Annotated in this window: 23 protein-coding genes; 19 read left to right on the forward strand and 4 right to left on the reverse strand. The window is 47.6% G+C overall.

Annotation, left to right across the window (positions count from 1 at the left end; translation table 11 throughout):
• The 9 genes from Q0R37_RS08965 to Q0R37_RS09005 all read left to right on the forward strand — a co-directional run.
• The coding region (locus Q0R37_RS08965) for a S1 RNA-binding domain-containing protein (protein ID WP_294753523.1) at positions 1-459 on the forward strand (459 nt) is incomplete at its 5' end.
• A gap of 10 nt (positions 460-469) precedes the next feature.
• On the forward strand, positions 470-1,111 hold the full coding sequence (locus Q0R37_RS08970; RefSeq protein WP_294753524.1) for a hypothetical protein: 642 nt from the start codon (positions 470-472) through the stop codon (positions 1,109-1,111).
• Between the two features lie 211 nt (positions 1,112-1,322).
• Positions 1,323-1,871 carry a hypothetical protein gene (locus tag Q0R37_RS08975; RefSeq protein ID WP_294753526.1) on the forward strand — a complete coding sequence of 183 codons (549 nt, stop codon included), beginning with the start codon at positions 1,323-1,325 and terminating at the stop codon, positions 1,869-1,871.
• A gap of 11 nt (positions 1,872-1,882) precedes the next feature.
• Positions 1,883-2,299, forward strand: coding sequence for a Fur family transcriptional regulator (locus Q0R37_RS08980; RefSeq protein WP_294753527.1), 417 nt, complete (start codon positions 1,883-1,885; stop codon positions 2,297-2,299).
• Between the two features lie 149 nt (positions 2,300-2,448).
• Positions 2,449-2,937, forward strand: coding sequence for a hypothetical protein (locus tag Q0R37_RS08985; RefSeq protein WP_294753529.1), 489 nt, complete (start codon positions 2,449-2,451; stop codon positions 2,935-2,937).
• A 155-nt stretch (positions 2,938-3,092) separates the two neighbouring features.
• Positions 3,093-3,908 carry a hypothetical protein gene (locus Q0R37_RS08990; RefSeq protein WP_294753530.1) on the forward strand — a complete coding sequence of 272 codons (816 nt, stop codon included), beginning with the start codon at positions 3,093-3,095 and terminating at the stop codon, positions 3,906-3,908.
• Positions 3,909-4,111: 203 nt separating this feature from the next.
• Complete coding sequence (locus Q0R37_RS08995) at positions 4,112-6,775, forward strand: YfhO family protein (RefSeq protein WP_294753533.1); 2,664 nt, start codon at positions 4,112-4,114, stop codon at positions 6,773-6,775.
• Position 6,776: 1 nt separating this feature from the next.
• Entirely contained in the window at positions 6,777-7,706 is a 930-nt protein-coding gene (locus tag Q0R37_RS09000; protein WP_294753535.1) for an AEC family transporter, read from the forward strand.
• 236 nt (positions 7,707-7,942) lie between these two features.
• Positions 7,943-9,163: a winged helix-turn-helix transcriptional regulator gene (locus Q0R37_RS09005; protein WP_294753537.1), complete on the forward strand. Its 1,221-nt coding sequence runs from the start codon at positions 7,943-7,945 to the stop codon at positions 9,161-9,163.
• Positions 9,164-9,194: 31 nt separating this feature from the next.
• On the opposite strand, the gene Q0R37_RS09010 is transcribed toward Q0R37_RS09005, so the two are convergent.
• Positions 9,195-9,698 carry a VanZ family protein gene (locus Q0R37_RS09010; RefSeq protein WP_294753538.1) on the reverse strand — a complete coding sequence of 168 codons (504 nt, stop codon included), beginning with the start codon at positions 9,696-9,698 and terminating at the stop codon, positions 9,195-9,197.
• 184 nt (positions 9,699-9,882) lie between these two features.
• Between Q0R37_RS09010 and Q0R37_RS09015 the strand changes: the two genes are divergently transcribed.
• The 8 genes from Q0R37_RS09015 to fba all read left to right on the forward strand — a co-directional run bounded on the left by Q0R37_RS09015 (position 9,883) and on the right by fba (position 20,102).
• Positions 9,883-11,316 (forward strand): hypothetical protein, encoded by a 1,434-nt coding sequence (locus tag Q0R37_RS09015; RefSeq protein WP_294753541.1) that lies wholly within the window; start codon positions 9,883-9,885, stop codon positions 11,314-11,316.
• Between the two features lie 199 nt (positions 11,317-11,515).
• A complete protein-coding gene (gene xylB, locus Q0R37_RS09020) occupies positions 11,516-13,039 on the forward strand; it encodes a xylulokinase (protein ID WP_294753544.1) in 1,524 nt (507 codons plus the stop codon).
• Entirely contained in the window at positions 13,036-13,533 is a 498-nt protein-coding gene (locus Q0R37_RS09025) for a GNAT family N-acetyltransferase (RefSeq protein WP_294753547.1), read from the forward strand. The genes xylB and Q0R37_RS09025 overlap by 4 nt, the downstream gene beginning before the upstream one ends.
• A 54-nt stretch (positions 13,534-13,587) precedes the next feature.
• A complete protein-coding gene (locus Q0R37_RS09030; protein ID WP_294753549.1) occupies positions 13,588-15,645 on the forward strand; it encodes a DNA methyltransferase in 2,058 nt (685 codons plus the stop codon).
• A 123-nt stretch (positions 15,646-15,768) separates the two neighbouring features.
• Entirely contained in the window at positions 15,769-16,146 is a 378-nt protein-coding gene (locus Q0R37_RS09035; RefSeq protein WP_294753551.1) for a metal-dependent transcriptional regulator, read from the forward strand.
• 31 nt (positions 16,147-16,177) lie between these two features.
• Positions 16,178-17,560 (forward strand): hypothetical protein, encoded by a 1,383-nt coding sequence (locus Q0R37_RS09040; protein WP_294753554.1) that lies wholly within the window; start codon positions 16,178-16,180, stop codon positions 17,558-17,560.
• On the forward strand, positions 17,557-18,912 hold the full coding sequence (gene murD / locus Q0R37_RS09045) for a UDP-N-acetylmuramoyl-L-alanine--D-glutamate ligase (RefSeq protein WP_294753557.1): 1,356 nt from the start codon (positions 17,557-17,559) through the stop codon (positions 18,910-18,912). Before Q0R37_RS09040 ends, murD begins: the two co-directional genes overlap by 4 nt.
• 326 nt (positions 18,913-19,238) lie before the next feature.
• The gene (gene fba / locus Q0R37_RS09050; protein WP_294753559.1) at positions 19,239-20,102 is read left to right on the forward strand and encodes a class II fructose-1,6-bisphosphate aldolase; all 864 of its coding nucleotides are present in this window, start codon (positions 19,239-19,241) and stop codon (positions 20,100-20,102) included.
• A gap of 87 nt (positions 20,103-20,189) precedes the next feature.
• On the opposite strand, the gene Q0R37_RS09055 is transcribed toward fba, so the two are convergent.
• Entirely contained in the window at positions 20,190-21,491 is a 1,302-nt protein-coding gene (locus Q0R37_RS09055) for a GGDEF domain-containing protein (protein WP_294753561.1), read from the reverse strand.
• A gap of 394 nt (positions 21,492-21,885) precedes the next feature.
• Between Q0R37_RS09055 and Q0R37_RS09060 the strand changes: the two genes are divergently transcribed.
• On the forward strand, positions 21,886-22,164 hold the full coding sequence (locus Q0R37_RS09060; protein ID WP_294753564.1) for a hypothetical protein: 279 nt from the start codon (positions 21,886-21,888) through the stop codon (positions 22,162-22,164).
• A gap of 99 nt (positions 22,165-22,263) precedes the next feature.
• Here Q0R37_RS09060 and Q0R37_RS09065 read toward each other — a convergent pair whose 3' ends face one another.
• Positions 22,264-22,611, reverse strand: a complete 348-nt coding sequence (locus Q0R37_RS09065) for a hypothetical protein (RefSeq protein WP_294753566.1) — start codon at positions 22,609-22,611, stop codon at positions 22,264-22,266.
• Between Q0R37_RS09065 and Q0R37_RS09070 the strand changes: the two genes are divergently transcribed.
• Complete coding sequence (locus Q0R37_RS09070) at positions 22,576-23,277, forward strand: GGDEF domain-containing protein (protein ID WP_294753567.1); 702 nt, start codon at positions 22,576-22,578, stop codon at positions 23,275-23,277. The genes Q0R37_RS09065 and Q0R37_RS09070 overlap by 36 nt on opposite strands.
• 41 nt (positions 23,278-23,318) lie before the next feature.
• Here the strand turns inward: Q0R37_RS09070 and Q0R37_RS09075 are convergent.
• A partial coding sequence (locus tag Q0R37_RS09075) for an NADAR domain-containing protein (RefSeq protein ID WP_294753568.1) occupies positions 23,319-23,487 on the reverse strand: 169 nt, incomplete at its 5' end.

The following is a 23,487-nucleotide window of genomic DNA, read 5'->3' on the forward strand; positions in this document are numbered from 1 at the left end:
ACTCTCACCGACATCATCGGCGAGCTCAAAAAGCCGGGACGCGACCTGCGTGACGAGCTCCCCGCACCGCTTCTCAGGAGCGGCGACGTTATGGAGATAAAGGACCTTAAGCCGGGTATGGAGCTTGTGGGAACTGTCCGCAATATCATTGATTTCGGCTGCTTTGTTGACATCGGCGTACATGAGGACGGTCTTGTTCACATCTCTCAGATATGCAGCAAGTACATCAAGCACCCTCTCGAAGCCGTAAAGGTGGGAGAGGTCGTAAAGGTAAGAGTCCTCGACGTTGACCTCAAGAGAAACCGTATATCACTGACGATGCGTCTTAACGACGAGGAGGAGAAGCAGCAGAAGTCCGAGCGCAGACCAAACAATAACAGGAAGCGCGAGGACCGCAGACCTAAGGGCTTTGATGCTTCGAAGCTCCATAACAGCAGCTTCCGCATAAAGCAGAAGTAAGGAAGGCAGCATGAGTATAAAAACAGAAGAAACAGAGCTGAAATGCGCTGTGTGCGGGGAAGCTTCACCTCAGACGGTCGTTACGGAATTTGACCCTGATACCAGTGTTCCCGACCTTGATATGCGTCCCGACGAGCCGCATCGCTCTTATATAAAGTACTGGGTCAGCAAATGCCCCTGCTGCGGCTACTGCAACGCTTCCATAGATATTCCCGCAGCATTTACAAAGGAATACCTTGAAAGCGGCAGCTACAACAGGTTCGGCGACAGCCTTGCGGGAAAATTCAGGAAAATGGCTCTTGTATGCGAAAAGAACAAGGTCTATGAGGAAGCTCTGAAGGCCTGCCTCTATGCAGCGTGGGTACATGACGACCTGAACGAAGCCGAGGAGGCGGCGGACTGCCGCAGAGCTGCCATTAAGATTTACGATGCACATAAGGCTGTGCTTTCGGAAAATCATGATATCGTACTGCTTTCAGCCGATATCATGCGGAGAAGCGGCGGTTTTGAACGTGTTATCCGCGAATATAAAGGAAAAGTCTTCGGTTCGGGACTTATAAATGCTATTGCGGCGTTTGAGGTATCCCTTGCCGAAAAAGGCGACGACAGCTGCCATAAGGCGGACGAAGTCCCGGGAGTAGTATTAAGATAGCATTTCTGCCGCACTTTTCAGTGCGGCTTTGCTTTTGCGGCATTGACAAGGCAGGTCAATAGTGGTATAATCGAATTTGAAAAAAGATAAACAATGTTTACGCAGTAACCGCCGCAAGGCGGTTACTGCCCCGAACTGCGGAACAATGTGCAGGAATAGAGTGAAATAGCGTTATTTTCAGCAGACATTGATATATTATGGAGTGATAGATTTGAAAAGAACTTTGGCACTTATGATCGCTTGTACAGCTCTGATAAGCATATTATCGGGCTGTCAGCCGAAAAAAAGAAAGCAGGATTACGAAAATACAGCCGTAACTCAGCAGAAAAGCGAGTCGTATGAGGATGCTGTAAAGGAATGCTTCAATGCTTCTTATTCTATGGGCGGCGGTGAGGTCTTTTACGCATATATGTATCCTGATGCGGCTATAGACGCCATGAAGCAGTCGGGACAGTATGAGGAGCTTGTCTCCACATTCAATGCAGGGCAGGAGAACCGCTTCCGTATGAATAACAGCAAGCTTGAATATGACGGGATAGTTGATTCTCATGAGATAAACGACGATCAGAAAGCTGCCGCAAAGAAATACCTTGTGCAGCTCAGCGAGCAGTTCGCTCCCGAGCTTACAGAGGATAAGCTGGATATAAAGGAAGGCTATGAGGTAACATTTTCACATCTCAGGGACGGAGAGCAAGGCGGAAAGGACACGGTCCTTGTTATCAGGCTCAACGATGAGGGATGGAAGGTCATCACGGGCTGACGGAGGCGGAAATGAAAAAGGATTCGGGATATAACACAAAGCAGAAGGAAAATCTGCTGGAATATCTTATCAATAACAAGGAAAAGCATACGAATGTGCAGGAGATAAGCGCTTTTCTCTCCTCCGAGGGAACTCCTGTGGGGGTTGCGACTATCTACAGGCAGCTGGACAGGCTTGTGGAACAGGGGCTCGTACGCAAGTATGCCTTTGACGGAAAGACAAGCGCCTGCTATCAGTATATCGAGGACGAGGAGCAGTGCCGCAGTCATTTTCACCTGAAGTGTCTCGGCTGCGGCAGGCTCATACATCTTGACTGCGGACATCTTGCGGATCTTACCCGTCATATCGAGGAAGAGCACGACTTTGCCATAGACTATTCGCAGACGGTCTTTTATGGACGCTGTTCCGACTGCAAGGGCAGTGTCTGATCCTGAGGAGCTTTATCCGAGGTATCTTTGGGTATATATATCTTGACATCATCATCAGGTCTTTCGGGCATGATATCACCTCCTTGGAGTATTATGCCCGTTATATTTTTGGATATTCAGTTCGGCAGAGGCTGAAAAAGGAAGAAAAAATGAATGTAACGGGAGCAGTTATAAGACTTGCGGCGGCAGAAGTGCTGAGCCTTTTCATAAATATGACATTTGCAGGCTCGGGAAGTGCGTTTATACGCCTTATCTGCCTGATATGCACAGTCCTGATACTTGTGTCGGTTATCGCCGACTTTTCAGTAAGAGCTGCAGGACGTGACGCAAAGAGCGGAGGGAGCATCAGGTACAGGCAGCTGATATATTCGGCGGCAGCTGTTACGGCATTGCCCCTTGCGAGCTGGATAATACTGTTTGTTTCCGCAAATTGCGGTGCATTTGAGTTCTACGGAGCGCATAAGCTGCTGAATGCGCCGTTTCTGCACTTTTACAATTTTATTGAGCCCTCTGCTTCGGCAGCTGCTCTCTCGTCAGGTGAGCTGGCAGTAATGCTGCTGCCTGTTTTTGTTCCTGCGGCAGTTCTCGCTGCCGTATATACGGCTTCTTTCGGGAAGAATACGGAGGTACGCGGCTGAACTTCAAGGGTAAATACTGCGTAAAAATATTTTTTGTACAAATTGATGAAAAAACGGGCATAATTCTTTACTGTCGGGGAATTCTTCTTGACATAAAAAGTATTGATATGTTACAATAATGATTAGAATATTTTTGGTTTGTGGAGGTATTGTTTATGGCATACTGTAAATACTGCGGAAAGCTCATACCCGAAGGAGGTTCCTGTGACTGTCCTGCGGCAATGGCTGCATCGGAAATAAAGGAAACAGCCGAAAATGCTGCCGAGAGCATAAAGAGCGAAGCGGCAGAAGTGATACAGGACGTTAAGGAAAAGGCTTCCGGGACTATAAATGAAGTTAAGAGCGGCATTGCCGAAACTGCTCAGAAGGCGGATGGTTTTGCAGGCGAGGCGGCTGAAAAGCTCCCAGAAAAGGCAAAGAACAGCAAGAGCCTTGTATATATCGCAGCAGGCATTATCGCAGCGCTTATCCTTTGCCTCCTGATATCAATGTGTTCATCGGGCGGAGCTAACAGCGCCGTAAAGAAATACATCAAGTCCAGCTACCAGAAAAATGGCGCAAAGACAATGTATTCGCTCACTCTTCCGAAGAGAGTCGTAAGGGAACTCAAGGAAGATGAGAAATACGATGAAATGGTCGACAGCTATAACGAAATGGTAGAGGATATGATCGACGAGCTTGAAGGCAAGGAAACTCTCCCGAAGTACGACAAGGTAACACGCAAGAACGAACTCAAGAAGTCCGAGCTCAAAATGGTGGAGCACTACTTTGAAGAGGTATGCGACAAGTATGACGCCGAGGAAGGTGGAATGCGCGTTTCAAAGGGGTACGAAGTCAAGGTAAAGTCGAGATTCAAGAAAAAGGACGGCGATATGGGATACCGCACCGATGTCCTCTGCGTTGTAAAGCTCAGAGGCGACGGCTGGAAGATAATCACACATCCCATAGACGAGCTTTCGTACTATAGCTGATATGATATAAACTGAATCCGTGGGGAGCAGTAAGGCATTTTATCACTCCCTCATATATACTGTCCGATGAAAAGTCATAAAGATGCGAAAGCGGCTTTATGACTTTTATCTTTTGCTATGGATTTTTTATTGACTAATCGTGTTAAATGTGGTAAAATAATCTGGCTGCTGTTGAGCCAATCCTGAACGAATGGGAGGAGCATATGAGAACTAATAGTAAAGCAGGTGCTTTTGCCCCTTTATTTGCGGGAGCTGCTGCGGCACTGATATTCCTTGCGTTTTATGCACTTCACGGCTTCTATCCCTTTGGAGAGCGCTCCGTGGTATGGTGCGACATGGATCAGCAGTATGTGCCCCTGCTTATGGAGCTTAAGACCGCCTTCGGAGACGGTTCGCTGTTTCTCGGACGGGGCGGCGGAATGATGAACTTCTACGGAGTTTTACTGTTTTTTGTGTCATCTCCGCTTTCACTCATAACTCTTGCGGTGGACAACGAAAAAATGATATTTTTCGTGAATCTGCTGCTTGTCCTCAAGATATTTCTGTGTGCTGCCTCTGCGGACTTTTATTTCCGAAGGGTGATACCGCAGCTTTCGGCTGCCTTCGGAGTACTTATGTCGGTAATGTACGCAATAAGCGGCTATGTCATGATGTACTATCAGAACGATATGTGGCTGGACATGATGATACTTTTCCCGATTCTGCTCACAGCTTTTTTCAGACTGACCGCCAAGGGCAGGTGGGGAGCTTTTGCTGTCTGCACGGCGATGTGTATGCTGCTGAATTTTTACATAAGCTTCATGGTCACAGCCTTTCTTATCATGGCAGAGGGAGCTGCCGTCTATCTGTGCTGTCCTGCCGAAAAAAGAGGAGACAGAGCCTTGAAGTTCATTACTGCCGATATATGCGCGGCGCTACTCAGCGGAGCGGTATGGATGCCCGCTTTTGTGCAGTACACCTCCTCGGGCAGGGGAAACTCTCTGAAAAGCCAGTATTTCAGCGGCTTTTTCTTTGAAAATACCTTTGACAAGACTGCTCTTCTCTCGGGAAGCTGCCTCGCCGCAGCAGGAGCTGTACTTGTACTGCTCCTGCGAAAGAGAATAAATTCGGGAAAAGCCCTGCTTTTTACTGTGAGCGGCGTGGTCTCGCTGGTCGGGGCGTTCATCGAGCCGACAAACAAGCTTCTCCACACGGGAAGCTATCAGGCTTATCCGTTCAGATACGCATTTATAGTGATACTGCTCATTTTTTCAGCCTGCGGTGAGCTGCTGGCTGAGCCCGACGGTGAAGCTCCGAAGAAGTCAGCATATATTATTGCATCGGTTTTTACCGCAATATTTGCAGCTGCGGCTGTTACTGCCTATATTTGCCGCAGCAGACTCAACTCATACACCCGCTATCTGTGGGTCAGCGATGAGGCAGGGCTCATACTTACTGCCGTGGGTGTTTCGGGAGCTGCCGCGTACCTGTTCTGTGTGCTCGGCTTCTGCAAGGGCCATACAAAGCGCGGCTTCACTGTATGTCTCATGACCCTTATTATGCTGTTCGAGAGCCTTCAGAGCTTTGGCGTGAATGTTGACTGTATAGCAGACAGCACGGCAGGCTTCGCAAGGACTGCGGAGGCATTTTCAAAGATACCCGATGAAGGCTTCGTGAGGGTCAAGGCAGGGCGGAATTACTTCTATCCCAACTATGCCGAGGGCTTTGGAAGGTATTCTCTCGGGCATTATACCTCACTTACGGACTGCGATTTTCTCTATGCCATGAAAAGGCTGGGATACTCGTCCTACTGGCTCAATACCACATCTGTTGGAAGTGTGATGCTCATTGACGAGCTGCTCATGAACAAGTACATCATAGGGCGGCCGCAGGGCGAAAACAAGACGTATGAGGTCCTTGACAGCAGTGGAGAGCTTACTGTTTATACCGATCCTCATGCTCTGAAAGGCGGAGTGATCTCCGATATACCGCCCTCTGTGCTTGAAGACTTTGAAAATTTCGAGCGCATGGAAGCTGCCGGGTTTATTGCAGAGCGGCTTTTCGGCACGGAAGAGCTGGCGGAAAAGCTTTCTCCCGTTGTACTGAACGATGTGGAGATATCCGAAAGAGGCGGAAAGACCCGTGTAAGGAGGCTTTCCGACAAAAAAGGCAGTATCGGCTACAGCTTTTATGCCGAGGGCAGGAAAGAGCTTTACTTTGACCTTTTCGGCAATTATTCCACGGATATTTCCGAAGATTACTTTGAGTCCGTTGAGGTATTCGTCAACGGCAAACGCTGTCAGGACAGGTATCCCTCGTCCTCATGCAGCGGTATTATCGACCTCGGGACCTATGAGGACAAAGAAGTGAGCGTTACGGTCAGAGTCAACAGCGACTTTGAGGCAACGACCTTCGGATTGTGGCTGTACGACGTGGAAAAGTCGGAAAAAGCCGCAGATTCGGCACATACTGCTCCTATTGAAGTGAAAGGGCGTGTCCTGACAGCTTTTGCAGACAGCGGCGGCTATCTCTATCTTCCCGCTGCATGGTCCGAAAACTGGAGCTGCACCGTAAACGGTGAAAAAGCGCCTCTTATCAGAACTCTCGGAGCGCTCTCGGCTGTGGAGCTGCCCGAAGGCGGCGGGGAAGTAAAGCTCAGCTTCCTGCCGAAGGGTATGAAAACGGGAGCGATGCTCAGCATATCGGGAGCCTGCTTACTTATTCTCATGCTTTTTATTATGAAAAGCGAAAAAAAGTCGGAAATGATCGGAAAGGCTGCGGAGAGAGCAGTTTATGCCCTTAGTATCGCCGCGTTTTCCGTTTGTTATATAGTCGCGCCACTGCTGTGGGCGGCAGTAAATATCATCAGTCTGGTCGTCGGAGGTTAAAATGGCGTCAACTATACTTTATAAGACCGTGATAATGCTGTTTCTGATCGCGGTGGGCATATTATGCTCGAAAACGAAGCTGATAAGTGCGGCTTCAAACAAGGAACTTTCAAAATTCGTGCTTCAGGTGGTCAATCCTGTGGTAATATTTATGTCCTATCAGACAGATTACCGCCCCGAGCTGGTAAGAAATCTGCTGCTGACCTTTGTTATATCAATAGGCGCAATATCGGCGGCAGTCCTGCTGGCATACGTATTCGTCCGCAAAAAGCAGGGCAGGGAGTTCGAGATAGAGAGGTTCTCGGCGACCTACTCCAACTGCGGCTTCATGGGTATCCCTCTTGTCAGCGCGGTATACGGCGATGAGGGAGTATTCTACCTCACTGCCTTCATAACCGTATTCAATATTTTTGTATGGACTCACGGAGTGATACTCATTTCGGGAGAGAAGAAATTCAAGCAGGTGGTAAAGGTGTTCTATTCCCCGACTATCATATCCATTGTGCTGGGAATAATCACATTTTTCCTGCATTTTCGTCTGCCAGCACCTGCGGAGGACGCACTGGGGCTCATAAAGGAGCTTAACACTCCTCTTGCCATGCTGGTATCGGGAGTGACTATTGCCGGCACGAACGTAATGAAGATGCTGAAGAACTGCAGAGTGTACTATATATGCCTGCTGAAGCTCCTTGTTATCCCTCTGATAATAGCAGTTCCGCTGTCATTGCTGACGGGAGTTGACGATAAGGTCCGCATGACTATACTGGTGGCCGCTGCAGCGCCTCCTGCGGCTATATGCACACTGTTCAGCCTGCGTTACGGAAAGAACTCAATATACGCATCGGAAATTTTTGCCGCCGGAACCATACTTTCCGTGTGTACATTGCCGCTTGTTGTGAAAGCTACGGAATATTTAACAAAAATACTATAAAACCTTTGTAAAAAATGCTGATTTTATAAAAAATCGCCCTAAAATGTTTGAAATTTAATAATATTGTGTTATAATATAATTACGTTAAAGAAGAATAAGTTGACTATAAAAAGATAAAAATATACGGTCAGTTATAGCTTTAGATCAGGGGGCTATAAATCTTTGGGGATATGTAGATTGTACAGTACGGACTTCACGCAAAACACTTAATCAAGAAGAAATGGAGTTGTTGTATTATGGAAAAAAGAGGTATTAGTAAGCTTGATCTGAAAAGAAGAAACAGAATGCAGATTCTCAGAGTCATCAGAGAATCAGGACCTATTTCCAGAGTCGATGTGGCCAGTGCACTGGAGATCACACGAGCAGCTGTCACAATCATCACGAATGAAATGATCGAAGAGGGCGTTCTCGTCGAGATCGGTGAAGCTCCTGTAAATACAGAGAAGCTCCAGAAAGGCAGAAGAAAGATCCTCATTGATATAAATGTGAACAGCCGTTTTGCACTGGGTGCTACCGTAGATGAAAGAGAAGTAAGCATAGGACTTACAAATCTTAATTCAGAGGTGCTCGACAAGGCGAGCATGATAATTGATGAAAGGACCACAAGCAAGGATATCATCAATTACATAATCAAGACAAGTAATGAGATGGTAGAGAACAGCGCCCTTACAAAGGATAAGATCCTCGGACTGGGCGTCGGCGTAGTTCCTTCGATGTGGGGCAAGCTCAAGATATTCTACAAGGACGGAGTTCTTGATTTTACCAACTTTATCGACAAGCTGTCAGGCGGTCTCGATTTTGAGATACACTGCGGCAACGCTATCGGTCTTATGGCTTTGGCAAGCAACGATTTCAGAACACTGAACGGATATCAGACCAATCAGGCGTTTATCCACAACGGTAATCAGGTAAATCTTGCCATCATCAACAAGAATGAGCTTTCAGCGGATTATGTGTCATATACATCGACTATAGAGAGATATATAGTTTGTCCAAACGGCAAGCCCTACGAGGGCTATCCAAATGGCTCCGTAAAGGCTGAGCTTTCAAGAAATGCAATGCTCAACGCATTCTATGAGATATACTCAAAAGACAAGACGCCTGTGCTCTATGAGCTCACAGAGGGCGATAAGACCGCTATCAATACGGATAACGTGTTCATGGCTCTCATGAGAGGCGAGGAGGCTGTCAAGAATGTGGTTGACGATATCATCGCGAAGTATACCGTACTGATAAACAATCTTGCCATCAGCCATTTCGCAAAGAAGATAGTGCTTCACAACTTCAAGCTCAACGAGAAGCAGTTTGACTACTGCAAGCGTGAGATGATACGCCTCGTAAGCGAGGAGATAGCAGACAGAGTGGTACTCAGCAAGCTTGACGGAAAGAACAATTTCCTCGGCGGATGTGCTCTTATCATTCAGGATAACTTCTATGTAAGAGGCGGAATGCAGTAAAGAAATACAAATGCCTGAGAGTTATGTGCTCTCAGGCTTTTTTTCTGTGCCTGCGGACCGCAAGGTCCGCAATATTCATAAGTATCAGGGATATCAGCATACCCGTCAGGGCTCCGCAGGTATCTATCATCATGTCGCGGAATTCACAGGAGCGTCCTGCACTGAAGCTCTGGTGGAATTCGTCGGAAAAGGCATAAACGAAGCCGAATATGACCACAAACAGGCTTTTCAGCGAGAAAAGCCTTCTTTTTCCCGCGGTGAGCGATGCAAAGAAGCCCAGAGCCGTGTAAATGGAGAAATGAGCAAGCTTGCGGACAATGAATGACGCCTTTCCCCATATATCAGCCTTTTTTTCGGGGGAAAAGCTGTCATAACCGCTGTAGAATATCTTTATGAACAGCCTTGTGAAACGACCGCTCGTATTTGATGAGCGGCTCGCGTCCTGAGCTGACAGGCAGAATATAGTTACCATGACAGCTATCGTCAGCAGGAGATAAACTATCTGTGATCCGCTGAGCTTTTTATTTCTTTTCATCGTATGTTTCCTTTCAATTATTGCTATTAATATTATACAATTATTGCGGACTTTTGTAAAGCAAAAGATTTTTTGGAAAAATTTCAAAAATAACTTGTAACCGGGGAAGAAAAATGATATAATATATTGTGTGTGACTTTAAGCCGCATAGCTTTTATATAGATATTCGATTTCGGAGGCAATAATGAAAAGTTTTTTTGCAAATGTCTGGACCAAAAGAGCAGTGTCTGTACTGAGCGTTGTTTATACATACTTCGTTTTCAGGCTCTGCTATCTTTCGATTTTTTACAATATAACCGTACATGAACGCACTTCGCTGTGTCTGGCGCTTTCGGGACTTTCTCTGGCAGCGCTGATCATAATGCTCTACACGAGAAAACAGATAATCACGAGGATATGCAGCTTCCTGATACTTCCCATGATGCTGCCTGTGGTGCTGCTGTACTTCGGCGAATGGGGAATGATAATCCCTATTATCGTTGTGGGAATAGTCATACTCCTGCTTTCGGGTGCGGGTGAGGGTATAAAGACGGCGCTTGCAACCATGATACTCCTTGGATATATATTTGCGGCACTGGGCTATTTCATGTTCACTTCCTTCTTTGTGGCTTCCACACAGGAAGAGGAGATAGGCTCCGGAGTTTCTCCGTCGGGAGACTACAGATACAGGATAGTCAATACCGTGGACAGCTCCGACGGCTGCACTTCGATCTATGTTGAGCCGAATACAGCCGATATCAAGAATGCTTTCGCAACATTCAGGCTCAAGAACCTCGAGCGCGCCGTATATACCACAAGACCTTCCGTAGAAAAGATCGACGTAAGCTGGGAGACACAGACACGTCAGGATATAACAAAGTATTACAACTCGATATCCGACAGGATAGAGGTAACTCTCACTGATGAAGAGCTCAAGGATCTCGGATATACCTACGATAATAAGCTCATGCTCACAAATCTTTCCGCCAGCCGTAAATTTGCTCTCAACAAGACGGCTTCGGATGTTGATCCTGTTCCTGTTGACCAGCTCAATCAGGAGCAGCTTGACTTCTTCGGCATAGCAAAGGACGCAGAGGGAAGATATTACGTAAAGGATCCTTCACCCGAGCTTATCAAGAAGAACGGAAGCGAGCCGGGGGACAGGCTCTACTTCAACGAAATGAAGTCAAGAGCTCTTAAATACTTCAATAACAGGAACGTTGACCCTCCGACGGGAATAACATACTTCAACGTACAGAAGAGCCATACCGTAATGCTGAACACCCTCACTGACGAGCAGCTGGCAAAGCTGGGAGTATCCGACAAGGGCGACGTTATGACTGTCGTTATCCATACGGACAGCCATAAGCCGAGTGATGAGGAGGAAGAGGAGCAGCAGTCAGAGGAGGAGGCTTCGGAGGAAGAGACCCCGGAAGGAGCTGAAGAGAACAGCGAGCAGGAACAGCCCGAAGGTGAGGAAAATACCGAAGCCGAGCCTGAGAAGAAGGACGAGAAGCCTGCCGAAAAGCAGGACGACACTACTGTAAAAAAGGTCGTGTTCCGCTATTATGTAGCTGAGCTCGAGGACTACTATAACGTGGATTCGAGAAAGCTTTCGATCGAGCTGCTCAATTCTTAAAATCTATATCAGGGCGCTGCGATCGCTCCTTTTCGGGGCTTTCTGCAACGCCTGCTGTATATAAGACCGCAAAAGAAGCGCAGAATGTAAAAAAATGAGCAAAAAAGGTCTTGCAATAAAAGCTTGATTATTATATTATTGAATACAGAATAATAATGCAGGTTCGACCTGTAAATATACAAAAGGAGTTGCTGAAAAAATGGCATATGTAATCGGAGTTGACTGCGGTACAAGCGGCACAAAAACAGTACTTTTTGATGAAAAGGGAAGCGTTATCACTTCAAAGACAATCGAATACCCCATGTATCAGCCCAAGAACGGCTATGCAGAGCAGGAGCCTGCTGACTGGGCAAATGCAATGATCGAGACCGTAAAGGCTGTTATGGCAAAGAGCGGTGTCAAGAAGGAGGACGTTAAGGGCATCGGTATCTCGGGACAGATGCACGGACTCGTTATGCTCGACAAGGATAACAATGTTCTTCGCCGTTCAATTATATGGTGCGATCAGAGAACAGCTGCCGAGGTCGAGGAAATGAACCGTATCGTCGGCAGAGACAAGCTGGTGGAGATAACTGCCAACCCTGCCCTCACAGGCTGGACAGCTGCAAAGATTCTCTGGGTTAAAAACAACGAGCCCGAGGTATACTCAAAGGTGGCTCATATCCTCCTTCCAAAGGACTACCTCAGACTTATCCTCACAGGCGAGTATGCAACAGAAGTATCTGATGCTTCGGGTATGCAGCTCCTCGATGTTCCGAACCGCAAGTGGTCCGATGAGCTCCTCAGCGCATTTGAGATCGACAAGAACTGGCTCGGAAAGGTACACGAGAGCTGTGAGGTAACAGGAAAGCTCACAAAGAAAATGGCTGAGACACTTGGTCTCTGCGAGGGCACTATCGTAGTGGGCGGCGCAGGCGACAATGCAGCAGCTGCTGTAGGCACTGGTGTCGTTGAGGACGGAAAGGCTTTCACAACTATCGGAACTTCGGGCGTTGTATTCGCTCATACTTCAAATATATCAATCGACAAGAAGGGCAGAGTTCACACCTGCTGTGCTGCCGTACCGAATACATGGCACGTTATGGGCGTTACACAGGGCGCAGGCCTTTCGCTCAAGTGGTTCAGAGACAATTTCTGCATGGCTGAGAAGGAAACTGCAAAGCTCATGGGCGTTGACGAGTACTACCTCATGGACAAGCAGGCTGAGACCGTACCTGTAGGTGCGAACAGACTTCTCTATCTGCCTTACCTCATGGGTGAGAGAACTCCTCACCTTGATCCTGACGCAAGAGGCGTATTCTTCGGACTTTCGGCTATCCACACAAGAAAGGATATGCTCCGTGCCGTAATGGAGGGCGTTACATATTCTCTCCGCGACTGCGTTGAGGTATTCCGCGAAATGAACGTAAATGTAAGCGACATGATGGCTTGCGGCGGCGGCGGATCATCACCGCTCTGGAGAAGTATGCTTGCAGACCTCTACAACTGCAATGTAAAGACAGTTGCTTCAAAGGAAGGTCCCGCACTGGGCGTTGCTATCCTCGCAAGCGTCGGCGCAGGCATCTACAGCAGTGTTCCAGAGGCTTGCGGAGCTATCATCAAGACCGACAAGGTACAGGCTCCCAAGGCAGAGAATGTTCCCGAGTATGAGAAGTACTATCAGCTCTACAGAGAGATCTATCCCGCACTCAAGGCTCAGTACGCAAAGCTTGCAACTCTGTGATAAATACTGAAAGACTTTTTATCCGTCCGTTCCGACCGAGAGATGCGGAGGACGTGTTTGAATGGCGCTCCGACCCCGAGGTGAACAGGTTCATGCCTTATCCCTGCGACGGAAGCGTTGAGGAGGTCCGGCAGAGGTTAGAGGAATGGATCGCTGATAATGATAAGTTTGCCATAGAGCTGAAGGGCACAGGCAGGGTCATCGGCGATATCAGCCTCGAATGGTCCGAAAAGGACAAGGCGTATGAGATAGGCTACAATATCTGCCGCAGCTTCTGGAGAAACGGCTATGCGACAGAAGCTGTCCGCGGGATAATTGACTGGGCTTGCGATAAGCTCGGTGCCCGCGATTTTACGGCTTTTTACGCTAAAGAGAATGGTGCTTCGGGCAGAGTCCTTGAAAAATGCGGATTTGTCCGCGAGCATACGGGGCAGTACTCCCGTGATAACGGAAAAAAGGTTTTTGAGGCGATATTTGTTGAGCTTCATATATAACTATAACAGAAAAGGCGGACTTTATGTCCGCCTTTGGAAATTGTGGGGAAGTTTATGGATCATTCGGTACTGAAAAAATTTGCGGCATGTCAGCGGAACCTTTTGCTTGCAGAAAGTGACGAAAAGTCGGCATATGCGGGTTTTATGAGGCTTTGTGCGGCGACAGCGGCAGACCGCGGTATCGCTGTGGAAATGCTGTCGAAGCCGCAGGAGCTCCGCCGTGCATTTTTCACTGAAAAATGCAGTCAGCTCGCGGAAGTGTATGGAGGTATATTCAGCCTTTACGGCGAGCTGACCGTGCCGCCGCAGCTTTTAGCTGACGGCGGCACAGCGGCGGAGCTCCTTGAAATGGGCGATATCTTCAGGGACAGAGCTGTGCTCGGCTGGCTGCATCAGTACTACAACGAGCCCTACAGGCGAGAGATAGCGGTTGGACTTAAAAGCAGCAAGCGGCTCAGCGCCGATAAGATAGCGGCGGCAACGCAGATCTTTACTCCCGAGTGGATAGTGCGGTATATGGTGCAGAACACGGTGATAAGGTACGTCCGCAGTCACGGCACGGAAGCTGATAAGGGAGAGCTTTACTTCTCGGACGACGAAAAAAGCGGAAAAACTGTCAGGATCGAGGATATCAGACTGATCGACCCATGTATGGGCTGCGGAAATATACTTTTGTATGCTTTTGACGTATTCATGGAGTTTTATCGTGAGAAAGGCTTTTCAGAGCGCAACGCTGCGGAAAATGTATTGAAGTACAACCTTTTCGGACTTGAACTTGATGAGCACGCCTGTGCGGCGGCTGAGACGGTTTTAAGGCTGAAAGCCGCAGAATACGGAGCTTCTGCCGTTCCGCAGGTATATGATTTTTCGGGAGTCAGTGAGAGCATAGGTTCACTCATAAACAGCGGTGAGCTTGTCGGTAACAGTCATAAGACCGCAAATATCGGTAAGCTTCTGGAGCAAAAGTATGCCATTATTGTGACAAATCCGCCTTATCTCGGAAGGTCAGCCATGAATGCTGAGTTATCGGCGTATGTCGGCAGAAACTATGCGGATTTCGGAGCTGATCTCTTTTCCGTATTCATGGTGCGCTGTATGGAAATGTGTGAAAAAGGCGGTTATTTGGGCTTCCTTACTCCGTCAACATGGCTGTTCCTGCAATCGTATGAGAAGCTCAGACGTCGGCTTTACGCTGAATGCAGCCTGCAAACCCTTCTGCACTTTGAATATTCCGCCTTTGATGACGCAACTGTTCCCCTGTGCGCGTTTACGCTGAAAAACGCGGAGAACTGCGGAAAGGGGACTTATCTGCGGCTCACGGACTTCAAGGGCAACATGGAGCTCCAGCGCAAAAAATGCCTTGAGGCCATACAAGACAGGTCGTGCAGCTACAGATACGAAGCTGACACCTCTGATTTCCTGAATATACCGTCAGCTCCTGCTGCATACTGGCTCAGCAGGAATATGCTCCGATGCTTCTGCGGGGAGCTTCTCGGTGACAAAGTACCTGTGAAAGAGGGGCTTATCACAGGAGATAATGACCGTTTCTTGCGAAGATGGTATGAAGTTGATAAAAATAAAGTCGCATTTTCGGTCAGTTATAAAAAGAAGTGGTTCATGCTGGATAAGGGCGGAGAGTACCGCAAATGGTTCGGAAACAGGGAATACGTTGTCAACTGGGAGAACGACGGGGAGGAGATAAGGAATTTCCGCGACGATAAGGGAAAACTCAGATCGCGTCCTCAGGGGCTCGACTACAACTTCAGACCCTCGGTGAGCTGGTCACAGATCACCAGCGGAGAGCTTTCGGTGCGATATTTCGATGAAAACTTCATGTTCAACGTGGCGGGCACAAGTGCCTTCCCCTACGACGAAAGGCAGCTCCTCATTCTGCTCGGGCTTCTCAACAGCAGGGTGGCTTCAGAGCTTGCACGGGTGCTCAATCCTACTCTGAATATGAACCCCGGCGACCTTGCAAGGCTTCCCTTGCCTGCATTTCCCGAGGAAACTGCCGAAGCAGAGGCACTCATACGCGAGAATATCCGCCTTTGCAGCGACGACTGGAACAGCTTTGAGACCTCCTGTGAGTTCCGCAGGCATCCCCTTGTCTGAACGGCGTATTTTTAGTGGATTACTTGAAAATAAGTGTTGTATTCTTCACGTATTTGTGATATAATATATATTGATATTATATAGTCTGCGCGGACTATAACTTTGATGTAAAGGAGAATCGGAATGGCTATTACCGAAGCGGTTGAAAACTACCTTGAAACTATACTTATACTCTCTCAGAAGCAACCCGATGTCCATGCTATCGACATTTGCTCGTACCTTGGATATTCGAGGCCCACTGTGTCAATAATCCTCAAGAAAATGAAGGACGACGGACTTGTTACAGTTGATGACGACAATCACATAAGGCTCACGGATACGGGAAGGGACGTGGCAGAGCGTATTTACGACCGACACACTGTTCTCACGGACTTTTTCATCCTTCTCGGAGTCAACCGCGATGTGGCTGCCGAGGACGCCTGCATGGTCGAGCACGATATCTCGGACGAGACCTTTGAATGTCTGAAGGCTCATTTCAAAAAGCTTTCGGAAGGCAAGTAAACCGTAATTGATTCTTTTACGGAGGGACTCAATGGGTAAATTTGAAGAATTAAGGGAAAAATATCCCGTTTTTATTTATAAAGCATATTACGTGAACGAAACAAAGGATACCGTGGAGATTGGCTATGAGTTCTCAGTGCCCGATCTTGCGGAATTCCGTCCGAGCTGGAGCTTCAGAAAGCCCGAGGGCTTCACGGTAAAGGGTGATCTCAGCTTTGAGAGGCTTGCTTTCTCACTGGGAATGGCAGAGGCGGTCAGCTACTGGAAGGCGACCTGTTCTCCTTCCTTCCGCGTGGACTGCGGAGAACTGGACGAGGAACAGATAAACTGGTGGAAGAAGCTCTGGTATATGGGACTGGGAGAGCTCTTCTTCGTGAACGGTATCTCTGCGGATTTCGACACATTTGTTAAGATCATCCCCACAGGTCATTATGACAGCTCGCTCAGGGAGTTCTACCGTGAGCGCGAGGGCTGTCTTGTGCCTATAGGCGGCGGAAAGGACTCTGCGCTGACTCTGGAGACACTTCTCAGGGCAGGGAAGAAGTGCCTGTGCTATTCCATCAACAAGCGCCGCTCCATAACCGATACCGTTCTTACGGCAGGGCTTCCCGAGGAAGCTCTTATCACTTCCCACCGCCATTTTGACCGTTCCCTCATCGCACTCAACGACAGGGGCTTCATAAACGGTCATACGCCGTTTTCGGCGATAGTTGCCTTTTCGGCAGAGATAACCGCTTACCTAAACGGACTTAAATACATCGTCCTTTCAAACGAATCCAGCGCAAATGAGAGCACTGTTGTCGGAATGGACGTTAATCATCAGTATTCAAAGAGCTTTGAGTTCGAGAAGGACTTCCATGAATATGAGGAGAGGTATCTGCGTACAGGACAGTACTATTTCAGCTTCCTGCGCCCTCTTGCGGAGTTCCAGATAGCCAAGATGTTCGTTTCACACAGAAAGTACCTTTCCGTTTTCAGGAGCTGTAACCTTGGAAGCAAGGTATCTCCCGATATATGGTGCGGAGAGTGCCCGAAGTGCCTGTTTATAAGCCTTATCCTCTCACCCTTCCTCAGCCTTGCGGAGCTCAGGAAGATATTCGGCAAGGATATGCTGGATGACAGCAAGATGATGGAATACTTCACAGAGCTCATCGGTCAGTCAGAGCACAAGCCTTTCGAGTGCGTGGGCAGTATCGACGAGGTCAATCTGGCAGTATCACTGGCTGTACGCAGGCTCGAACAGGCAGGAGAGGAGCTGCCGCTGCTGTTCAGGGAATACAAGAAACGCGGCCTCTATCATCCCGAGCACATTGATACGCTCAACGCTGAGTGCTGCGGTTCGTTCAACGAGCAGAACCTGCTGCCCGACGAATTCAAGAATATACTGACTAAGGAAATGGAGCGTCTGCTTTGAACAAATTCTGCGAATATATAAAGAATTATACCGAGGGAAAGAAAGTCTGCATACTGGGCTTCGGACGTGAGGGAAAGTCCACATACAGGATACTGGAGAAGTACTGCTCGCCTAAGGCGGTAGCCATAGCCGACCTCAATCCAGTTGACAGGGAAGCAAACGGACTCCCCGAAAGCGTTGAGCTTATCTGCGGCAAGGGATATCAGGACTGCCTTGACCGCTTCGATATGGTATTCAAGAGCCCGGGTATCGTTCTCGAAAAGAGCCTGTCCGAGCTGAAATGCATGATAACCTGCGAAACACAGGTGTTCTTTGAGGTCTACCGCGAGCAGATAATCGGTATCACGGGCACAAAGGGCAAGAGCACCGTTACTTCTCTGATTTACCACGTTCTTCATGAGAGCGGGGTTGACTGCCGCATCGCAGGAAATATCGGAATACCCGTATTTGACATAGCCGAGGGCATGAACGATGATACCGTCGTTGTATGCGAGCTTTCATGCCACCAGCTGGAGTATATGACAGTTTCACCGAGCTCGGCGGTATTCCTCAATCTCTACGAGGAGCACCTCGACCACTACGGCACTATGGAGAACTACTATAACGCCAAGAAGAACATCTACCTTCATCAGGACGTATGCGACGTGCTGTGGTGTAATCACGATATAGCTTCCGATGATATGCCGTCTATCGTTGTTACGGTATCAAATACAAACGAGTCCGCGGATGTTTATGTCAGTGACGGCATAGTTTACGACTCCGACGACGAGGAATACGAGATACCTGTGGACGATATAAAGCTCCTCGGAACTCACAATCATTATAATATAGCTATCGCTTGGGACGTATGCAAGGATCTCGTTGAGGAAGAGGACTTCACAAAGGCTCTGTGCAGCTTTGATCCCCTTGCTCACAGACTGGAATTCGTGGATACGGTACGCGGTATACGCTGGTATGACGACTCTATCTCAACTGCCTGTGCTACGGCGATATCGGCTTTGCAGAGCGTTCCTGCGGTTGGGACGATACTCATCGGCGGCATGGACAGAGGCATAGACTATCAGCCTCTTGTGGATTTCCTTGCCGACTTTGACGTGCGAGTTATATGTATGGAAGCTTCGGGAAAGCGCGTGTACGATATGATACAGGCAGGCGGAAGCTTTAATAATAGGGAGCGTGTACACTACGCCGACCATCTTGAAGATGCGGTAATGCTCGCTGCGGAGATAACCCCCGAGGGCATGAGCTGCGTTATGTCGCCTGCGGCTGCAAGCTACGGCATATTCAAAAACTTCGAGGAGCGCGGCGACGCCTTCAAGAAGCTGGTCGCAGAACTAAGAACTAAGAACTAAGAACTTAGTAGGGGCGGATACTGTGCGCCCCTACATTTTGCTTCATGTTAATTTTATTGTAGGTGCGGGACGTTGAGGACGCCGTCACCTACAGTATGTCATATGAAGCTCATTCGTAAGGCAGGGGCGGATAATATCCGCCTCTACTACTCACTACTTCCTACTCACTACTCACTGACCACTATGCACTGAACACTAATAACTTGCTAAATAGGCTTTTATTGCTAAATTTATAATTAACTCTTGCAATTCAAAGCAAGCTATGATATAATATTAACGATGGGGTCAGATTCCCCGTAAATGAATTATCAGGAGGAATTATATCTATGTTAACTTCAGCTTCAGAAATGCTCAAGAAAGCAAAAGCAGGCAAATACGCAGTTGGTCAGTTCAATATCAATAACCTTGAGTGGACTAAGGCTATCCTTCAGACAGCTCAGGAGTGCAATTCTCCTGTTATCCTCGGCGTTTCAGAGGGTGCAGGCAAGTATATGTGCGGTTTCGAGACAGTAGCAGCTATGGTTGCAGCTATGGACAAGAATCTCGGTATCACAGTTCCTGTTGCACTTCACCTTGACCACGGCTCATACGAGGCTTGCTACAAGTGCATTAAGGCTGGTTTCACTTCTATTATGTTCGACGGCTCACACTTCCCGATCGCTGAGAACGTTGCAAAGACAACAGAGCTCGTAAACGCTTCTCACAATCTCGGACTCTCTATCGAGGCTGAGGTAGGCGCTATCGGCGGTGAAGAAGACGGCGTTATCGGCAGAGGCGAGTGTGCTGATCCTGCTGAGTGCAAGATGATCGCTGATCTCGGCGTTGACTTCCTTGCAGCAGGTATCGGCAACATCCACGGTGTATATCCCGCAAACTGGGAGGGACTCAGCTTTGAGACTCTCGAGGCAGTAAACAAGGCAGTAGGCGAGATGCCTCTCGTTCTCCACGGCGGTACAGGTATCCCTGATGATATGATCACAAAGGCTATTTCACTTGGCGTTGCAAAGATCAATGTAAATACAGAGTGCCAGCTCGTATTTGCTGAGGCTGTAAGAGGCTACATTGAGGCAGGCAAGGACAAGCAGGGCAAGGGCTTCGACCCAAGAAAGCTCCTCGCACCCGGCGTTGAGGCTATCAAGGCTAAGGTAAAGGAAAAGATGGAGCTCTTCGGAAGCGTAAACAAGGCTTGAGCTTTATAAGTACTATCAACTGTTTTTAACGGAAAAAATTACAGCCATAAGGGATATCCCTTATGGCTGTTTTTCGTTTATACTGTTTTATACGGATTTTACGCAGTTCCTTCCGCTGGATTTCGCATTGTAAAGCGCTCTGTCCATACGGTTGAAAGCATCGTCGAAGGTGTCGTCTGAGTTTATCGTGGTAACGCCGATGCTGCAGGTTATCTGTCCGATTTTGCCGAAGGACTCTTCCGAGATAGTTCTTCTCAGCCCTTCTGCCAGAGCGTTTGCCTTTTCGCTTCCCGTATCATAGCATACGACTACAAATTCCTCACCGCCCCAGCGTCCTATAACCGCATTGAGGTCGTGCATATAGTCGGAGATGATCTTGGTGAACTGTACAAGTGTAACGTCACCTGTGGAGTGACCGAACTTATCATTGACGTGCTTGAAGAAGTCGATATCGAGTATCATAAGTGATACTTCGCGGTTCTTGGTGCATTTATCCTTCAGAGCGTTTCTTATCTCGGTCTCCATTCTTCCGTGATTGAATACATTTGTAAGAGAATCGCGTGAAGCGAGCTGCTCATATTTCTTCATAGTCTCGAGGAGCTCTATGGAGTTCTCATGGATATTCTGTACCATGAATACGAAACGGAAGTCGTCCTCATTGTTCGTTTCCGAACGGCTGAATATGAGCTTTACCCATATATACTTGCCCTCGAGGTTCATCATGAGGCAGTCAAATGAAGTGGTTCGTCCGGGAGCGAGGTTCTTTTTAAGGTACTCGGGAGCTGTTCTTTCAAGGAAGAGAGGCTGGTCATCAGGCCAGATCATATTTATGATCATATTTCTCCACTCCGAGTACTTTATCTCCTGCTGCATGACATCATCAGAGATCTCGGTTACGCTGATACTGCTGGTAGTATCCTGAACGAGGTCTATATACATTGAAAAAAGGTAAGTATTCTGTATGGTGTTGACCTTCTGGACTGTAAGCTCGTCATTGACGAACATTTCGTTATCTATCTCATCGAGCATGAAAAGATATGTACTGTTGGGTTCGATAGGGTATACAGACATCTGGACTACATGGGTGATATCGTTTTCGACAATATTTACGCGTTTGCTGTATTTTTCGTGAAATCTGCCTTCATTCGGGATAAATACATGATAGTCCTCTGTTATATCGTCACTGCTGTTGTTGAAGTGATACCACAGCTTTCTGACGAGCTCGATATAATCTCCTTCGTTGTCGATATAGTCGGCAAACAAACCGTCTTTTTTTATGGCTTTGTATCTGTCGGTTTCGTCATCGGCAATTATTATGCAATCAGCACTGCTGCCTATAAACTTTATTGCTTCTTCATAAGAATAGTTATCAATGTTTATACTGCTCATAAAAGTCTCCCCCTAATGATGTGGAATGATGCTTTCGTAAATAAAGCTGCCTGTTGGCTGAAAACAGTGATACTCTTTAAAAAAAGAATATCATTATCCAATAATATGATATCACATTTCTGCTAAAAAATTGAAAACAAATTATGAACAGGAGCGTATGGAACAGCTATTTGTAGTTTTTTACAAATAAAGCGATAAATAATTGGTAAAATTGCTGACAAAAAAACAAATGTACGGGAATAATGCTGATATTTTGGAGAAAAAACATACTTGAGTTTTACCATAAGCCGCCTTATCGGGTTGAACGAAATAAATAATTGTGATGACGAATAATCGCAAAAATGGTATAATATTACAAGTAAGTATCAGTGCATTTATATGCGGAGGGGATAGCATGGATTTCGAGAAAATGCTTGATAAATATAAAAATATGACCTGTATCATCTCTGTTGACAGGACAGAGGACGGTTCATACGGAAATATCCGCGTAGCCGCGGGAAACAAGGCACACTGCGACGAGAGCGAAAGGGTCATGGGACATCCTTTTGTACCCGACAGACCTTACGAGGAGAGCCTGGTAAAGGATAAGAATTTTGAGGATTTCTGCTATCGGAGCGCTATTCTCGGACAGTCCATGCATACCTATGTAAGTCTTCATCAGATGGGGCTGTGACTAAATCTTTTCCTGCTGCCGCTGAAGTCGGATGAGGAGAACAGGGGCTACTGCCTGTATTCCTATGATGTTGCTCCTCAGGCTGCCGCCGATCAGCTTTCAAAGCTTTCGGCAGATACTTCGGCGGACGTTATCAAGACCTGCATAAAGCTCAGAGGCTCGGACAATACAGCTCAGGCCTTTTATGACGTTATCGAGGATATACGGCAGATATGCGACTCCGATCACTGCTGCATACTCCTTACAGATCCTGACGAGAGAAGATGCATTACCCTGTGCGAAGCCATAAGACCGGGCTGCGGACTTCTTCCGATGGACACGTATCTTGACGAAAACTTCTATGATATAGCAGCTACGTAGAAGGATACCATCGGTTCGAGCACCTGCGTCATAGTCAAGGATGAAAATGACATGAAATGGCTTGAAAAGATCAATCCCGTGTGGCATTATTCGCTGACTCAGGCAGGGGCAAGGAGCATAGTGCTTTTTCCGCTGAACTATAACGGCGAAACTCTCGGGTATATGTGGTCGATAAACTTCAACGTGGAGAATACGGTCAAGATCAAGGAGACCCTTGAGCTTACGACCTTCTTCATAGCTTCTGAGATAGCTAACTATCAGTTTCTTCAGAGAATGGAGATACTGAGCTCCATAGACCTCCTCACAGGCGTTAAGAACAGAAATACCATGAATAATTTTGTTGACAGTATCCTCAGCGGACAGACTAAGCTTAAGCATCCCCGTGCCATTGTATTTGCCGATCATAACGGACTCAAGCGGGTAAATGACGAACACGGACACGGTGCGGGTGACGCTCTTCTGAGGACGGCGGCTTCACTGATACGCGGGGTTTTCTATGACAGCGAGGGATACCGCTCAGGCGGCGATGAGTTCATGGTAATATCGGCAGGAGTATCGGAGGAAGAGATCGGCAGCAGAGTAGCTCAGCTCAGGGCGCAGGCGGAAAAGACCGAAAACACCCGCTTTGCCATTGGAAAGAGCTTATTCGAGAAGAACAGCGATATACTCACCGCTATGAAGTATGCCGATGAAAAGATGTATGTTGACAAGAAGAATTATTATCAGATGCATCCCGATCTGAAATACAGATAACAAAAAAGCCATAAAGAAAATGCTTCTTTATGGCTTTTATCTTAGTCATGAGCTCTCAGAGTATCGCGGACTTCCATAAGGGCAAAGCCGAGAATGTTCTGTCCCGACCACTTTTCTGCGTTCAGCCTGCTTTCGTCGCGGAGGTCTATGCCGCAGGCCCATATCCTGTCGTTTACCGCACATTCCACGAGATAGGCGTCGCCTGTATCG

It is taken from the genome of uncultured Ruminococcus sp. (assembly GCF_946415235.1).
Lineage (GTDB): Bacteria > Bacillota > Clostridia > Oscillospirales > Ruminococcaceae > Ruminococcus.

Coding starts and splice junctions, on each gene's coding strand:
- Q0R37_RS09000 (WP_294753535.1), top strand. CDS start 6,777: ATGGCGTCAACTATACTTTATAAGACCGTGATAATGCTGTTTCTGATC.
- Q0R37_RS08985 (WP_294753529.1), top strand. CDS start 2,449: ATGAATGTAACGGGAGCAGTTATAAGACTTGCGGCGGCAGAAGTGCTG.
- Q0R37_RS09010 (WP_294753538.1), bottom strand. CDS start 9,698: ATGAAAAGAAATAAAAAGCTCAGCGGATCACAGATAGTTTATCTCCTG.
- Q0R37_RS09035 (WP_294753551.1), top strand. CDS start 15,769: ATGGCTATTACCGAAGCGGTTGAAAACTACCTTGAAACTATACTTATA.
- Q0R37_RS09060 (WP_294753564.1), top strand. CDS start 21,886: ATGGATTTCGAGAAAATGCTTGATAAATATAAAAATATGACCTGTATC.
- Q0R37_RS08990 (WP_294753530.1), top strand. CDS start 3,093: ATGGCATACTGTAAATACTGCGGAAAGCTCATACCCGAAGGAGGTTCC.
- Q0R37_RS09055 (WP_294753561.1), bottom strand. CDS start 21,491: ATGAGCAGTATAAACATTGATAACTATTCTTATGAAGAAGCAATAAAG.
- Q0R37_RS08980 (WP_294753527.1), top strand. CDS start 1,883: ATGAAAAAGGATTCGGGATATAACACAAAGCAGAAGGAAAATCTGCTG.
- Q0R37_RS09070 (WP_294753567.1), top strand. CDS start 22,576: ATGAAATGGCTTGAAAAGATCAATCCCGTGTGGCATTATTCGCTGACT.
- Q0R37_RS09005 (WP_294753537.1), top strand. CDS start 7,943: ATGGAAAAAAGAGGTATTAGTAAGCTTGATCTGAAAAGAAGAAACAGA.
- Q0R37_RS09030 (WP_294753549.1), top strand. CDS start 13,588: ATGGATCATTCGGTACTGAAAAAATTTGCGGCATGTCAGCGGAACCTT.
- Q0R37_RS08970 (WP_294753524.1), top strand. CDS start 470: ATGAGTATAAAAACAGAAGAAACAGAGCTGAAATGCGCTGTGTGCGGG.
- xylB (WP_294753544.1), top strand. CDS start 11,516: ATGGCATATGTAATCGGAGTTGACTGCGGTACAAGCGGCACAAAAACA.
- Q0R37_RS09040 (WP_294753554.1), top strand. CDS start 16,178: ATGGGTAAATTTGAAGAATTAAGGGAAAAATATCCCGTTTTTATTTAT.
- fba (WP_294753559.1), top strand. CDS start 19,239: ATGTTAACTTCAGCTTCAGAAATGCTCAAGAAAGCAAAAGCAGGCAAA.
- Q0R37_RS08995 (WP_294753533.1), top strand. CDS start 4,112: ATGAGAACTAATAGTAAAGCAGGTGCTTTTGCCCCTTTATTTGCGGGA.
- Q0R37_RS09015 (WP_294753541.1), top strand. CDS start 9,883: ATGAAAAGTTTTTTTGCAAATGTCTGGACCAAAAGAGCAGTGTCTGTA.
- Q0R37_RS09065 (WP_294753566.1), bottom strand. CDS start 22,611: ATGCCACACGGGATTGATCTTTTCAAGCCATTTCATGTCATTTTCATC.